The 13,873-nt window shown below is 63.8% G+C and carries 13 protein-coding genes and 1 pseudogene; 10 read left to right on the forward strand and 4 right to left on the reverse strand.

Going from position 1 to position 13,873, the window contains the following annotated elements; translation table 11 throughout:
• Positions 1 to 41 precede the first annotated feature (41 nt).
• From FYK34_RS00645 to thrC, 4 genes are all read left to right on the forward strand, one after another.
• Positions 42 to 1,274, forward strand: coding sequence for a pyridoxal phosphate-dependent aminotransferase (locus FYK34_RS00645; RefSeq protein ID WP_149299667.1), 1,233 nt, complete (start codon positions 42 to 44; stop codon positions 1,272 to 1,274).
• A 118-nt stretch (positions 1,275 to 1,392) separates the two neighbouring features.
• Positions 1,393 to 2,703, forward strand: coding sequence for a homoserine dehydrogenase (locus tag FYK34_RS00650; protein WP_149294593.1), 1,311 nt, complete (start codon positions 1,393 to 1,395; stop codon positions 2,701 to 2,703).
• Positions 2,696 to 3,031 (forward strand): hypothetical protein, encoded by a 336-nt coding sequence (locus FYK34_RS00655; protein ID WP_149294594.1) that lies wholly within the window; start codon positions 2,696 to 2,698, stop codon positions 3,029 to 3,031. Before FYK34_RS00650 ends, FYK34_RS00655 begins: the two co-directional genes overlap by 8 nt.
• Entirely contained in the window at positions 3,028 to 4,437 is a 1,410-nt protein-coding gene (gene thrC, locus FYK34_RS00660) for a threonine synthase (protein WP_149294595.1), read from the forward strand. The genes FYK34_RS00655 and thrC overlap by 4 nt, the downstream gene beginning before the upstream one ends.
• Before the next feature lie 285 nt (positions 4,438 to 4,722).
• Here the strand turns inward: thrC and FYK34_RS00665 are convergent, their stop codons facing one another.
• Positions 4,723 to 6,813 (reverse strand): autotransporter outer membrane beta-barrel domain-containing protein, encoded by a 2,091-nt coding sequence (locus FYK34_RS00665; protein ID WP_149294596.1) that lies wholly within the window; start codon positions 6,811 to 6,813, stop codon positions 4,723 to 4,725.
• A 135-nt stretch (positions 6,814 to 6,948) separates the two neighbouring features.
• Between FYK34_RS00665 and flgA the strand changes: the two genes are divergently transcribed.
• The 5 genes and pseudogenes from flgA (at position 6,949) to FYK34_RS00690 (ending at position 11,015) form a co-directional block, all read left to right on the forward strand.
• Positions 6,949 to 7,626, forward strand: coding sequence for a flagellar basal body P-ring formation chaperone FlgA (flgA, locus tag FYK34_RS00670; protein WP_149294597.1), 678 nt, complete (start codon positions 6,949 to 6,951; stop codon positions 7,624 to 7,626).
• Between the two features lie 159 nt (positions 7,627 to 7,785).
• A pseudogene (gene flgM / locus FYK34_RS20655) lies at positions 7,786 to 8,013 on the forward strand (flagellar biosynthesis anti-sigma factor FlgM); the annotation flags it as partial.
• A 37-nt stretch (positions 8,014 to 8,050) separates the two neighbouring features.
• Complete coding sequence (locus tag FYK34_RS00680) at positions 8,051 to 8,515, forward strand: flagella synthesis protein FlgN (protein WP_149294598.1); 465 nt, start codon at positions 8,051 to 8,053, stop codon at positions 8,513 to 8,515.
• Between the two features lie 131 nt (positions 8,516 to 8,646).
• Entirely contained in the window at positions 8,647 to 9,567 is a 921-nt protein-coding gene (locus FYK34_RS00685; RefSeq protein WP_149294599.1) for a CobD/CbiB family protein, read from the forward strand.
• A 122-nt stretch (positions 9,568 to 9,689) separates the two neighbouring features.
• Positions 9,690 to 11,015: a DEAD/DEAH box helicase gene (locus tag FYK34_RS00690; protein ID WP_149294600.1), complete on the forward strand. Its 1,326-nt coding sequence runs from the start codon at positions 9,690 to 9,692 to the stop codon at positions 11,013 to 11,015.
• A 42-nt stretch (positions 11,016 to 11,057) separates the two neighbouring features.
• Here the strand turns inward: FYK34_RS00690 and FYK34_RS00695 are convergent, their stop codons facing one another.
• The 3 genes from FYK34_RS00695 to FYK34_RS00705 form a co-directional block, all read right to left on the reverse strand.
• Entirely contained in the window at positions 11,058 to 11,339 is a 282-nt protein-coding gene (locus FYK34_RS00695) for a hypothetical protein (protein WP_149294601.1), read from the reverse strand.
• Positions 11,340 to 11,459: 120 nt separating this feature from the next.
• Complete coding sequence (locus tag FYK34_RS00700; protein ID WP_149294602.1) at positions 11,460 to 12,398, reverse strand: cation diffusion facilitator family transporter; 939 nt, start codon at positions 12,396 to 12,398, stop codon at positions 11,460 to 11,462.
• Between the two features lie 129 nt (positions 12,399 to 12,527).
• Positions 12,528 to 12,788 (reverse strand): hypothetical protein, encoded by a 261-nt coding sequence (locus FYK34_RS00705; RefSeq protein ID WP_149294603.1) that lies wholly within the window; start codon positions 12,786 to 12,788, stop codon positions 12,528 to 12,530.
• A 102-nt stretch (positions 12,789 to 12,890) separates the two neighbouring features.
• Between FYK34_RS00705 and FYK34_RS00710 the strand changes: the two genes are divergently transcribed.
• Entirely contained in the window at positions 12,891 to 13,868 is a 978-nt protein-coding gene (locus FYK34_RS00710; protein ID WP_231137331.1) for a serine/threonine protein kinase, read from the forward strand.
• The last annotated feature ends 5 nt before the right edge of the window (positions 13,869 to 13,873 follow it).

Consider the following 13,873-nt stretch of genomic DNA (forward strand, 5'->3'; position numbering starts at 1 on the left):
TTCCGTCCGGCGGGCGGACAGACACGGAAACCGTCGCCGCCATGCAGCCAGTCCATAAATCGCAAAAACTCGCCAACGTCTGTTACGACATCCGCGGCCCGGTGCTCGAGCACGCCAAGAAGATGGAAGACGAGGGCCACCGCATCATCAAGCTGAACATCGGCAACCCGGCGCCCTTCGGCTTCTTCGCCCCGGACGAAATCATCGAGGACGTGATCGTCAATCTGCCGGCGGCGTCCGGTTATTCCGATTCCAAGGGTCTGTTCGCCGCGCGCAAGGCCATTATGCATTACGCGCAGCAGAAGCATCTGCCCAATGTGTCCATGGACGACATCATCATCGGCAATGGCGTGTCCGAGCTGATCGTGATGGCGATGCAGGCGCTGCTCGACAATGGCGACGAAGTGCTGGTGCCGGCGCCGGACTATCCGCTGTGGACGGCGGCGGTGAGCCTGGCCGGCGGCAAGGCCGTGCATTATGTGTGCGACGAGGAGCAGGGCTGGTTCCCCAGCATCGACGACATCCGCGCCAAGATCACGCCGTCCACCCGCGCCATCGTCGTCATCAATCCCAACAACCCTACCGGCGCGGTCTATCCGCCCGAGCTGCTGAAGCAAATCGTCGAAGTGGCGCGCCAGCATCAGCTGATCATCTACGCCGACGAAATCTACGACAAAGTGTTGTACGACGAGGTCAAGCACACCTCCATCGCCTCGCTGGCGCCGGACCTGTTCGTGGTGACGCTGAACGGCTTGTCCAAGAACTACCGCGCCTGCGGCTACCGCGCCGGCTGGATGGTGCTGTCGGGCGAAAAGACGCATGCCAAGGACTATATCGAAGGCCTGAATATGCTGGCCTCGATGCGGCTGTGCGCCAACGTGCCCTCGCAATACGCCATCCAGACCGCCTTGGGCGGCTATCAGAGCATCGAGGACCTGGTGGCGCCCAGCGGCCGCCTGGCGCGCCAGCGCGACTTGGCGCATAAGCTGCTGACCGAGATTCCGGGCGTCAGCTGCGTCAAGCCGCAGGGCGCGCTGTATCTGTTCCCCAAGCTGGACCCCAAGGTTTATCCGATCGCCGACGACCAGCAATTCATTCTGGAACTGCTGCAGCAGGAGAAGGTGCTGCTGGTGCAGGGCAGCGGCTTCAACTGGATTGCGCCCGATCACTTCCGCGTGGTATTCCTTCCCAACTCGGACGATCTGATCGAGGCCATCGGCCGCATCGCCAGCTTCCTGGAGCGCTATCGCAAGCGCCACGGCAGCGAGGCCTGATCGTTTAAGGCATGAGGCGGCGGGTTGGCTTCCCGCCGCCGGCAGGACCGTGCGGATAGCCCAGGCTATCCAGACGGCCTTGAGCCGAAATAAAACCAGGGACTGAATGGAGATGGATATGAAACCGATCAATATCGGCCTGATGGGCGTGGGCACCGTGGGCGGCGGCACCGCCACCGTGCTGAAACGGAACGCCGGCGAGATCACCCGCCGCGCCGGCCGCGAAATCCGCCTGATCCAGGCCGCCAATCGCGATGTGGCCAAGGCCCGCGCCGCCTTGGGGCCGGACGTGCTGGTGGTGGACGACGCGCTGCAGATCGTCAACAACCCGGACGTGGACATCGTGGTCGAGCTGATCGGCGGCGACACCATCGCCAAGGAGCTGGTGCTCAAGGCGATTGAAAACGGCAAGCATGTGGTGACCGCCAACAAAAAGCTGCTGGCGCTGCACGGCACGGAAATTTTCGCCCGCGCTCAGGAAAAGGGAGTGATGGTGGCGTTCGAGGCCGCGGTGGCCGGCGGCATCCCCATCATCAAAACGCTGCGCGAGGGCCTGGCGGCCAACCGCATCGAATGGATAGCCGGCATCATCAACGGCACCTCCAACTTCATCCTGACCGAGATGCGCGACAAGGGCGCCAGCTTCGCCGAGGTGCTGGAGCAGGCGCAGCAGCTGGGCTACGCCGAGGCGGACCCAACCTTCGACATCGAAGGCCATGACGCCGGCCACAAGCTGACCATCATGGCGGCGCTGGCCTTCGGCATCCCCATGCAGTTCGACAAGTGCTATCTGGAAGGCATCAGCCAGCTGGACGGCCGCGACATCCGCTACGCCGAGGAGCTGGGCTACCGCGTCAAGCTGCTGGGCCTGACCCGCCGCACCGATGCCGGCGTGGAGCTGCGCGTGCACCCGACGCTGATCCCGGAAGGCCGTTTGATCGCCAACGTCAACGGCGTGATGAACGCCGTGCTGGTCAAGGGCGACGCGCTGGGACCGACGCTGTCCTACGGCGCCGGCGCCGGCGCCTTGCCCACCGCCTCCGCCGTGGTGGCCGACATCGTCGACGTCACCCGTCTGCTGACCTCCGATCCGGAGCACCGCGTGCCGCATTTGGCTTTCCAGCCTGACCAATTGCAGGATTTGGCCATTCTGCCGATCACCGAGGTGACCAGCTCTTACTATTTGCGCATCGGCGCCATCGATCGCGCCGGCGTATTGGCCAATATCACGCGCCTGCTGGCCGAAAATGGCATCTCCATCGAGGCGCTGATCCAGAAAGGCTCGGTGTCCGATGGCACGGCCGAGGTGGTGATCCTGACCCACCGCGTGCAGGAAAAGGCGATCAACCATGCCATCGCCGGCATCGAGGCGCTGGACAGCGTGGCCGGCAAGGTGGTGCGCCTGCGCATGGAAGAGCTCAATGACTAAATCGTTGCAGGCGGGCTTGTACGCCGCGCTCTTGTCCGGCGTGGCCGCGGCCACGCCGCTCAGCCCCGGCCAGCACCAGCTGTTGCAGGGCTTTTTGATGCGCGGCTGCCTCAAGCGCACGCCGGCGTCGGACGGCGCGGGCTTGCCCGGCAACGAGCAAGTGCAGCGTTACTGTCAGTGCGCCAGCGAGAAGCTGGCTGGCACCTTCAGCACGGAAGAGGTGATGGGCGTGCTGTCCGGCCAGATCAAGAAAGACGACCCGCGCGGCAAGAAGCGGCTGAAAGAAGCCTCGGCCGCTTGCGGCCAATATCTGGAAACTGAGCAATGAAATATGTCAGTACCCGCGGCGGCATGGCGCCGCTGCCGTTTTGCGACACCGTTTTGATGGGCCTGGCGCCGGATGGCGGCCTGTTGCTGCCGGAGCGATACCCCCAGATCGACCGCGCCGCCCTGGATGCCTGGCGCGGCCTGGGCTATGCCGAGCTGGCTTTCGAAATTATCAGCCTGTTCGCCGACGATATCCCGGCGGAGGACCTCAAGGGCATCGTCTCGCGCGCCTACCGCGCGGAAGTGTTCGGCAGCGAGGCCATCACGCCGGTCAAACGCCTGCATGACGGCCTGGCCATCCTGGAACTGTCCAACGGCCCAACCTTGGCCTTCAAGGACATGGCGATGCAGTTCCTGGGCCAGCTATTCGAGTACGTGCTGGACCAGCGCGGCGAGACGCTGAACATCCTGGGCGCCACCTCCGGCGACACCGGCTCCGCCGCCGAATACGCGATGCGCGGCAAGCGCGGCATCCAGGTGTTCATGCTGAGCCCGGATGGCAAGATGAGCGCCTTCCAGCGCGCGCAGATGTACAGCCTGCAGGACGAAAACATCCACAATATCGCCATCCAGGGCATGTTCGACGACTGCCAGGACATCGTGAAGGCGGCGCAGAACGACCACGCCTTCAAGGCGAAGCACAAAATCGGCACGGTCAACTCCATCAACTGGGCGCGCGTCGTGGCCCAGGTGGTGTATTACTTCCACGGCTATTTCCGCGCCACGGCCAGCAATGACGAAACCGTCAGCTTCTGCGTGCCATCGGGCAACTTCGGCAATGTCTGCGCCGGCCATGTGGCGCGGCAGATGGGACTGCCGGTGGAACGCCTGATCGTCGCCACCAATGAAAACGACGTGCTGGACGAGTTTTTCCGCAGCGGCCGCTACGCGCCGCGCGGCAGCGAGCGCACCTATGTCACCTCCAGCCCGTCGATGGACATCTCCAAGGCCTCCAACTTCGAGCGCTTCGTGTTCGACCTGGTCGGCCGCGACGGCGAGTCGGTGAAGCGCTTGTGGGCCGAGGTGGATGGCGGCGGCGGCTTCCAGCTGGATGCGGAAACCATGCGTCGCGTGCGCGACGACTTCGGCTTCGTTTCCGGCAAGAGCGCGCACGCGGACCGCATCGCGACGATACGCCAGGTAGACGCCGAAGACGGCGTGGTGGTGGACACCCACACCGCCGACGGCATCAAGGTGGCGCGCGAACTGCGCCGCGCCGGCGAAACCGTGGTGTGTCTGGAAACCGCGCTGCCGGCCAAGTTCGCCGAAACCATACGCGAGGCGCTGGACCGCGATCCGCCGCGCCCGGCCGGTTTCGAGGCGTTGGAAGCGCTGCCGCAGCGCGTGACGGTGCTGTCGGCGGATGCGGAACAAGTTAAGGCCTATATTGAGAAGACGCTGGCTTGAGGGCGGCTTGAGCGGATTGGGAACGGGGGATGCGCATGCGAGGCAAGCTGTGGCGAGTAGCACTGGGTTTCTTGTTGCAGGGCCTTATCGTTCTGACCCTGGTGGAGACTAAGCCGTACTGGCTCCCCCGGCTGCTGGCGATGGAGCCCGGGATGCGGAATTTCTGCGCGATTGCCGTCCCCATCCTGCTGGTCTGGCTGGCGTTGCGCAAACGTCGCGCTAGACGGCCATAGGCAAATAAAACAGGCTCCGCATGCGGAGCCTGTTTTATTTGGAGCCTGCCTATCAGAAAGACATGGCCACGCCGATGTTGCCGCCGGTCTGGTTGCCGCCGTTCTTGCCGGTGGTGGCGGTCAGCTGGCCGAAGGCGCTGACGCTCTTGTTGAAGTTGGCGCTGACGCCGGCGGTCCATTCCACCCAGTTGCTGGCCGGCTTGCCCAGATTGGTGGTCCAGTCGCCTTGCGCGGTGGCGAGGCCGGCGGTCACGCTGCGATCATCCTGCTTGAACTGATGCGCGTAGCTGACCTTGGCGTAGGGGCTGAACTTGCCCACGGTGGCATCCAGCTGCCAGCCCACGCGGCCGACCAGCGAGCTTTCGTTCTGGGCGTTGAAATACATGCTGCTGCTGTTGCCGCCTTGCTCGGTGTAACCCTGAACCTTGACGTGAGCGTAATCGAGGCCGGCTATCGGGCCGGTGGTGACGCCGCGGTATTGCAGGCGGTAGCCGCCGTTCAGACGCAGACCGAACTGGGTCTGGCGGGTGGTGGCGCCATTGCTGATGTTGGCCGTGCCCAGGGTGGTGACGCGGCTGGTGTCCACATCGCCAGAGCCGACGTGGGCGTCGCCGTCCAGCCAGAACTTATCCTGGTTGTAGCTGACCAGACCGGACAGCAGGGTGCTGCGGTCGGTGATGCTGCCCGGCGTGCCGGCGCTGTTGACGTCGGTTTTGCCTTGCTGATGCGACATGGCCAGACCGACGCTGAGCGCCGGCGTGGCCTGGAAGTCCAGGCCCAGGGTGTACAGCTGGCCCTTGGGTTTGGCCTGCAGGCCGCCATAGCCCACCTTGTCCTGATTGAACGCGCCGTCGACGAAGGCGCTGACCGTGCCCACCGCGCGCGCTTGCGAGCGGATGGCCTGGTAGCGGGCGTCCAGCGCGCCGCCCAATTGGCGTGCGTTATTCAGCGCGGAATCCGGCAGGGCGGCGGCGAAGTAGGGGGCCTGCAGCAGGCCATAGGTGTAGTCGCCAATCAGCTTATGCGCCGCCGGCGTCGGGTGCAGCGGGTCGGTGAAGACGTAAACCTGATTGGGCAGGACGTTGGCCGGGCAGCTGATGGCCGATTGCGGGCAGGCCGAGCCGGTGACGTTGGTGAAGCCGTATTTGCCCGGATTGGCCAGGATTTCCTGGAACAGAAGGGCGACATTGGCGCGCACGACATTGTGCTGCAGGTTGCCGCCGCTCAGCATCATGTCCACCAGCTGGTTATAGCCGGAGGACAGCTGCTGCAGGCCGGACTGGACGCCGGTATTGCCCGGCGTGCCGTTGTAAGCGGCGGCGATGGTGCCGGCGGGCAGGCCCAATGTTGTATTGGCGGCGGTCAGCGCATTCTGGATCAGGGTGGGATCGTTGCCGGCGCCGGATGCGGTGCTCAACTGTTGCCAGGCCGCGCCATAGGCGGCGTTGACCTGGTTGTCGGTCAGGTGGAGCGCTTGCTGCAAGGCTTGCAGCGAGGCGTAGATCGCCAGCGGCGCGGCCGACATATTGGGCAGCGTCGGCACCACGATGGTCTTGGCGCCCGCGCGCTCCAACATGCCCACGCTGGTGGCGGTGGCCTGGGCCGACGCCGTGATGAATTGCTGGCTGGTGGTGCTGGAGTTGGTGGACAACGCGGCAATGACATCATTGCCGCCAATCCAGACCGTATACAGGGCGTTGGCATCTGCCTTGCCGCCGGTGGCGGTCAGGTAGTTCTGGATCTGGGTGGGCAGCTCCAGGATTTTGGTGGCGTTGTCGGGGCCGACCGATTCAATGCCGGAGGCTGCTGTGGGGAAATTGGTCGTCGCGGAGGTGTAGTCCTGGGCGATGGCGCCGCCTTGGGCATAGTTATTGCCTTGTGCGCTGGTATTCGCGTTGCTGGGATTGTTGGGCTTGGACGTCAGGCCGTAGTGGGCGCTGAGCACGTCGGTCCAGTTGGCGCCATAGCCGGTGGTCCAGCGGGCGTTGGCCGGCCATTGCCCGCCGGTGGGGGTAGGCAGCAGCTGGAATGCGCCGACGTCGGATAGGCTGTCCCCGAAGAAATAGACATTGCTGTAGGCATGGGCCACGGCGGGCAGGGCCATCGCGGTGGCCAGGGCAAGAGTAGTCAGGCGGTTGCGCATTGTTTCCTCCTCGTAGAAACGAGCATGCTTATGTTGTATTTGATTTAAGAGTCTAAACTCTATTCAAACGATTATTCGAGGGCGGAAGCAACTTGTCAACGCCATACCTTGCGAGGCTTGCGCTAGAATGCAGCCATGCGAAGATTACTACTGTGCTGCCTGTGCCTGCTGCTATCCCTCCCGGCGCGGGCTGAGAGCAATCAGAACTTGGGACAGCTGGAAACCCTGGCCGATCAGTTCTTGAAGCGTGAATTGGGTTTGCGTCAGGCCAGTTGGAAACTGGGCAAGCTGGACCGGCGGCTGGTGGTGCCGGCCTGCGGGCGGCCCAAGGCGGAATGGTCGAATCCATCGGAAACCACCGGGGCGACTGCTGTCACCTTGTCCTGTCCTGAGCTGGGCTGGGCGCTTCGGTTGCCGGTGATGATCAATGAGAAGCGCCTGGGCGTGGCGCTCAATCGCGCGGTGGCGCCTGGAGAACAGCTGACGGCGGCCGATATACGGATGGTGGAGATCAGCAATCCGGCCTTGGCAGGCAACGTGCTGAGCGACGCCAGCCAGGCGGTCGGGCGGGTGATGCGCAGCGGCGCCCCAGAGGGCGCCTGGCTGCGCAACTTCATGGTGAGGGCGCCGTATCTGGTGCGCGTCAACCAGCAGGTCAAGGTTGTGGCTCAGGGCGAAGGCTTTGCCGCGGAGGCAGAGGGAAGCGCCATGGGCAATGCGGCGCTGGGCGAGCAGGTCAATGTCCGGCTGGCCAATGGCAGGGTGGTGCGCGGCGCAGTGCAGCAGGATGGCAGCGTCGCTGTGGTTTTCTGATGATTTCGGTGGAAAAATAGTTCAAGAGTTTGTTTTTTCGGTCGATAATAGAGACAGTTGAGTTTAGCTACGGGAAGGCCAGGCCATGAAAATCGATAATTCGGGCAAGCTGACGGGCACGTACAGCGCCCAGAGCAAGACCCCCCCCGTGCGCCGTCCAGTTCCAGCAGCACTAGCGCCAGCAGCGACAATGTGCAGATCAATTCGGTGGCCAGCCGCCTGAGCGCCATCGGCAACGATCCCAGCGTTCAGCAGCCTTCGTTCGACGCCGCCAAGGTGGAGTCCATCAAGTCCGCCATCGCCAACGGCAGCTTCAGCATCAATGCCGACAAGATCGCCGACGGCTTGATCTCGTCGGCGCGCGAGTTGCTGAACGGCTCTGCGTGAGCGCGGGAAACAACGACAGCGTTGAAGAATCGACCAGATGTCTGTGATTGAAGAGTTTGTATCGTTATGCCGGGCCGAGGCTGAACTCGCGTCCCGGCTTGTCGTTTTGTTGGAGCAGGAACAGCAAGTGCTGATTCAGCGCCAGGAGAACCGTCTGGCGGCGCTGGCGGACGACAAGAGCGCGGTGCTGGATCTGCTGGCGAGCCAGTCAGCCTTGCGCGGCCGCTTGCTGGCGGAGCAGGGCGTGCAGGACAAGGACACCCTGTATATCTGGCTGGCCGATAAGGCGGAAGCCTGCTCGGCCTGGGTCGAGCTTGAGGATGCCATCGGCCGCGCGCAAAGCATCAACCAGCTCAATGAAAGTTTCGTGTCCGAACGGCTGAACGAGGTGGAAGGCGCATTGAACGTATTGCGCAACGCCGCGGCTGACACGCTGGGCTACGGCAAGGATGGCAATCGTCCGGACGTGGTGACCGGCCGGCGTCTGCTCGGCTCCGCCTGATGGCGGAGAGGCGGGCATCATTGGGTTTGGGCGCCGCTGGCGCCCTTTTCATTGATGCATCGCCGCTGGGCGAGGCAGGCCCCTTTGTGTTATCTTCCCCATCGGTCCCGTGAAAATCGCATCCAGAACCCATGACCCTGATTTCCCTGATCCTCGCCCTGGCCTTGGAGCAATTGCGACCGCTTGGCAACCGCAATCGCGTATGGCTGCTGTTCACGCGCTATGCCAATCATCTTGAGCGTAATCTGAATGCCGGAGCCGAGCGTCACGGGGTGTTGGCTTGGCTGGCGGCTATCGCGCCGGCCTTGCTGCTGAGCCTGCTGGTGTTTTATGCGCTGAAGTCGGTCAGCCCCTTGCTGGCCTTGGCTTTCAACGTGCTGATCCTCTATTTGACCATGGGCTTCCGCCATTTTTCCGGCGCATTTTCCGAGATATCCCAGGCCTTGGCCGAGGGGCGCGATCTGGATGCGCGTCTGGCGCTGGCCAACTGGACCGGCCAGCCGACGGCAGAGCTGTCGGTCGAGGAGATTTCCCGGCTGGCCATCGAGCAAGGCGTGGTGGACAGTTACCGTCACGTGTTCGGCACCATGTTCTGGTTCGTGCTGCTGCCGGGACCGTGCGGCGCCTTGCTGTATCGTCTGTGCGCCATGCTGAGCCAGAAATGGGGTGGCCGCAGCGCGGGCGAGGATGCGTTTGGCCTGTTTGCTGAACGCGTGGCGGCTTGGCTGGATTGGCTCCCGGTTCGCTTGACCGCAGCGGCTTTCGCCGTGATGGGCGATTTTGAGGACGCGGTGTATTGCTGGCGTTCCCAGGCCAGGACCTGGGGGAATTACGCCAATGGCATTCTGTTGGCCTCTGCCGCCGGCGCGCTGGGGGTTCGCCTGGGCGATCCGCTGCGGCAGGATTACTCGATGAAATACCGCCCAGAACTGGGACTGGGCGACGAGGCCGATCCCAGCTATCTGAGGAGCGCCGTGGGCCTGGTTTGGCGCACCGCCTTGCTATGGCTGGCGGTGGTTCTGCTGATCAGCGTGGCCAGCCATATGGGCTGACGGTGACTTGCCGCCCCTAATCGGGCGGCATTTGTTTTATTCGCCGCCGGTCGATTGATGAACATGGGGGCGCGTTGGCGCGATGGCGCAACGTGCCCCTCCGTATTGCAGGAGTGAGTTAAATGTTGTTTTCGGAACTGGGCCTGTCGCCTGAGATCCTGCGCGCGATCGAGGAGCAGGGCTACAGCCAGCCGACGCCGATCCAGGAAAAGGCTATTCCGCTGGTGTTGTCCGGCCGCGACCTCTTGGCCGCCGCGCAAACCGGCACCGGCAAGACCGCCGCCTTCATGCTGCCGATTCTGGAGCGCTTGAAGAAATTCGCCAATACCAGCGTATCGCCGGCCATGCACCCGATCCGCGCCCTGGTGCTGTCGCCGACGCGCGAATTGGCCGACCAGATCGGCGTCAATGTGCAGACCTATACCAAGTATCTGCCGCTGCGCGCCACCACCGTCTTCGGCGGCGTCAACATGGATCCGCAGACTCAGGAGCTGCGTCGCGGCGTGGAAATCCTGATCGCTACGCCGGGCCGGCTGCTGGATCACATCCAGCAGAAGACCGTGCAGCTGAACAAGGTGGAAGTGCTGGTGCTGGACGAAGGCGACCGCATGCTGGACATGGGCTTCATCCAGGATATCCGCAAGATCATGGGCATGCTGCCCAAGGAGCGCCAGACCCTGCTGTTCTCAGCCACCTTCGCGCCGGAGATCAAGCGCCTGGCGGCCGATTTCATGCGCTCTCCGCAAACGGTGGAAGTCGCCCGCCAGAACGCCACCAATGACCAGGTGGAGCAGCTGGTGTACCAGGTGGACAGCTTCAAGAAGCGCCAACTGCTGGCCCATTTGATCCGCTCGCGCGAGATGAGCCAGGTCATCGTGTTCTGCAAGACCAAGATCAGCGCCGACCAACTGTCGCGCGATTTGAAACGCGACGGGCTGAACGCCGAGGCGATTCACGGCGACAAGACCCAGGGCGCGCGTTTGGAGACGCTGGCCGCGTTCAAGGAAGGCACGCTGCGCGTGCTGGTGGCCACCGACGTGGCCGCGCGCGGCCTGGATATTTCCGAGCTGCCCTATGTGGTGAACTTCGAGCTGCCGACCTCGCCGGAGGACTATGTGCACCGCATTGGCCGCACCGGCCGCGCCGGGGCCAAGGGCGTGGCGATCTCGCTGATGTGTCCCGAGGAGTCCAAGCAGCATGAGGCCATCGAAAAGCTGACCAAGCAGACGTTGGCGCCGCAGAATGTGGACGGCTTCTGGCCGTCCTGGCTGCCGCGGCCTAAGCCGGCGCAGCGCGAGCAGCCCATGCGCGAGCCGTCCGCGCCGGCCTTGTCGGGCAAGGGCGAGGGGCTGAAGCAGCCGCGCGCCGGTCGCCGCAGCCGCAAGGGCAAGCGCGAGGTTCCGGCCTTGCTGCTGCCGCCGCGCTATAAAGTCGAGATGATACGTTGATGAGATCGAACCCCGCCTTGGCGGGGTTTGTCGTTTTCTGGCTCAGGCGGCGTCGCCTGGGCGCGGCGGCAGCGCGGCCAGGTCGCGCACGGGCGTGCCGGCGTCGCGCTTGGCATCGGCATGTCGGAATTGATCTCTGACCTCCTGCACCAGCAGGAAAGGCGTGTCGGCGGGCCAAGATTCGGCCCAGGTGCTGATTTCAGGCGCGGCGGGAGAAAGCGGCTGCGGGGCATGGCTGACGGCAAGGGACTCGAATTGCCAGAGCGAGGACAGCAGCAACAGGGCCGGTAGCCAGCGCAGCGTACGTGGTGATGTTGTCGTCATGGTAGGTGTAGACTACCTGGACAGGCAAAAAGTTGCACGCAAATTGTAAGAGCCTGTTTATGATCATTTGCGCATATCGTGAAAAGATTATAAACAGGCGCGAAGTGTCGAACGCAAAACTCAGCCCGTCTGCGGCATGGCCTGTTTGCTGTAGTGCTCGGCCGGGTCGATATGCGTCATCACATCGAGTACGGGGTGCAGGCGGATCACGCGCTGCTGCGCGTCCTCGGTGATGGCGTGGGCCTGGTACACGTTGATGTTGCCGTCTACCTCCAGGTGCACGTCCACCAGGATCAAGTCTCCCATTTTGCGCGTGCGCAGATCGTGCACGCCTATGATGCCCGGCGTGGCGAGCAGGGTGGCGCGAATCGCGGCGACGTCCTCCTCGCTGGCGGCGCGGTCCATCAGGTCGTGCAAGGCATCCCAGGCGAAGCGCCAGCCCATTTTGCCCACCAGCAGGCCCACCACCAGCGCGGCCACCGGGTCCAGTATCGGGTAACCCAGCAGGTTGCCGGCCACGCCGGCCCCCACCACCAGCGAAGAGGCGGCGTCGGAGCGGGCGTGCCAGGCGTTGGCCACCAGCATGCTGGAACGCACGCGCTTGGCCACGGCCAGCATGTAGCGGAACAGGCTTTCCTTGGCGACCAGCGCCAGCGCGGCGATCCACAAGGCCAGCGCGTGGACCGAGGGGATGTCTTCCGGATGGGAAAACTTGTGCGCGGAGGAATACAGCATGCCGCCGCCGACGGCCAGCAACAGCAGGCCCAGAATCAGCGACGCGGCGTTTTCGTAGCGTTGGTGCCCGTATTGGTGATCGTCATCCGGTCCCTTGCCGCTGTGTTTGCCGGCGAACAGCACCACGAAGTCGGCCACCAGGTCGGACAAGGAATGAATGCCGTCGGCCACCAGCGCGGCGGAGTGAGCCCAGATGCCGACCACGATTTGCACCAGGGATAGCGCAAGATTGACGGCGGAGCTGACCAAGGTGCTGACGCGCCCGGCGCGGCGGCGTTCCGCGCTGTCGGTTTCGTCATGCCATGGCGTGTGCGGGTGATTCATCTCGTCGTCCTTGTGTTGCGCTGAATCTTATTTTCTCATTGTTTTTGCTATCGGTCATTAAAATTCAATTGCAAAATTAAATGAGAATGAAAACGAGAATGAGCCGCGTAGACCATTTTATAGAAAGGGTTACCAGCGCGCGGAGACCCAGTAGAGCAGATAGGCCAGCGCCAGCAGGATCAGGCTGCCGCTGAGCCAACAGGCAACGCGGCCCAGCGCTTCGCGCGCGCGCAGCCTCTTTTCTCGCAGCAGCCGCCATGTTTGGCGTCGGGCTTGCCTGTCGAAAAGCAGCTGCCAGCCTTGCAGCGTGAGGTCTGCCCAGCGTTCGGAGCCGTGTTGCAATTGTTCGCCGCGAATGGTCAGCAGGGTATGGGGAAGATGCGGTCTCATCGCTACGCTCCGTGGTGAAGGGCGATCGCCCTGATTTAACAATTAGCAGATGAAAGGCCGCGCCGTGGCTGCCGCCGCTATAATCCGGCCATGGAAAACACATTGCCTCCCCCGTTTGCCGGCTTGACGCCGGATGCTATCCTCGATGCGGTCGAGAGCCTGGGCCTCAGGGCCAGCGGCAGCCTGCTGGCGCTCAACAGCTATGAGAACCGCGTGTATCAGGTGGGCATGGATGACGGACCGCCGCTGGTGGCCAAGTTTTACCGTCCGGCGCGCTGGCGCGACGAGGCCATCCTGGAAGAACACGCCTTCAGCCAGCAGCTGGCCGAGCGCGAGATTCCGGCGGTGCCGCCGCTGGCGCTCCAAGGCGCCACGCTGCATCAGCATGGCGGCTTCCGTTTCGCGCTGTTCGAGCGACGTGGCGGCCGGGTGCCGGAGCTGGATCGCGGCGACACGCTGCAATGGATAGGACGTTTCCTGGGGCGCATTCACGCCTTGGGGCGGACGATAGACTATCGCCATCGGCCTACGCTGGACCTGTCCAGTTTCGGCCGCGAACCGGCCGACTTCATCCTGGCCGGCGACTGGCTGCCGCCTGAGCTGGCGCCGGTCTATCGCGGCGTGGCGGAGCAGGCGCTGGCAGGCGTGGCCCGTTGTTTCGAGCGCGCGGGCGCGGTGGGGATGCTGCGGCTGCATGGCGACTGCCATGTCGGCAACTTGCTGTGGACCGACGCCGGGCCGCATTTCGTCGACTTTGACGATAGCCGCATGGGACCGGCGGTGCAGGACTTGTGGATGCTGCTGTCCGGCGACCGGGCCGAGCAGTCTCGCCAGTTGGCGGAGGTATTGGCCGGCTATGAGGATTTTTGCGAGTTCGACTTGCGGGAGCTGAATCTGGTGGAGGCGCTGCGCACATTGCGCCTGATCCATTACAGCGGCTGGCTGGCCCGACGCTGGCATGATCCGGCCTTTCCGGCGGCCTTTCCGTGGTTTGGCGGGGCGCGCTACTGGGAAGAGCAGATTCTGGCCCTGCGCGAGCAGATCGCGCTGATGGATGAGCCGCCGCTGTGGTCCTGCTGAGCCTT

This window comes from Chromobacterium paludis (assembly GCF_008275125.1).
GTDB lineage: Bacteria > Pseudomonadota > Gammaproteobacteria > Burkholderiales > Chromobacteriaceae > Chromobacterium > Chromobacterium paludis.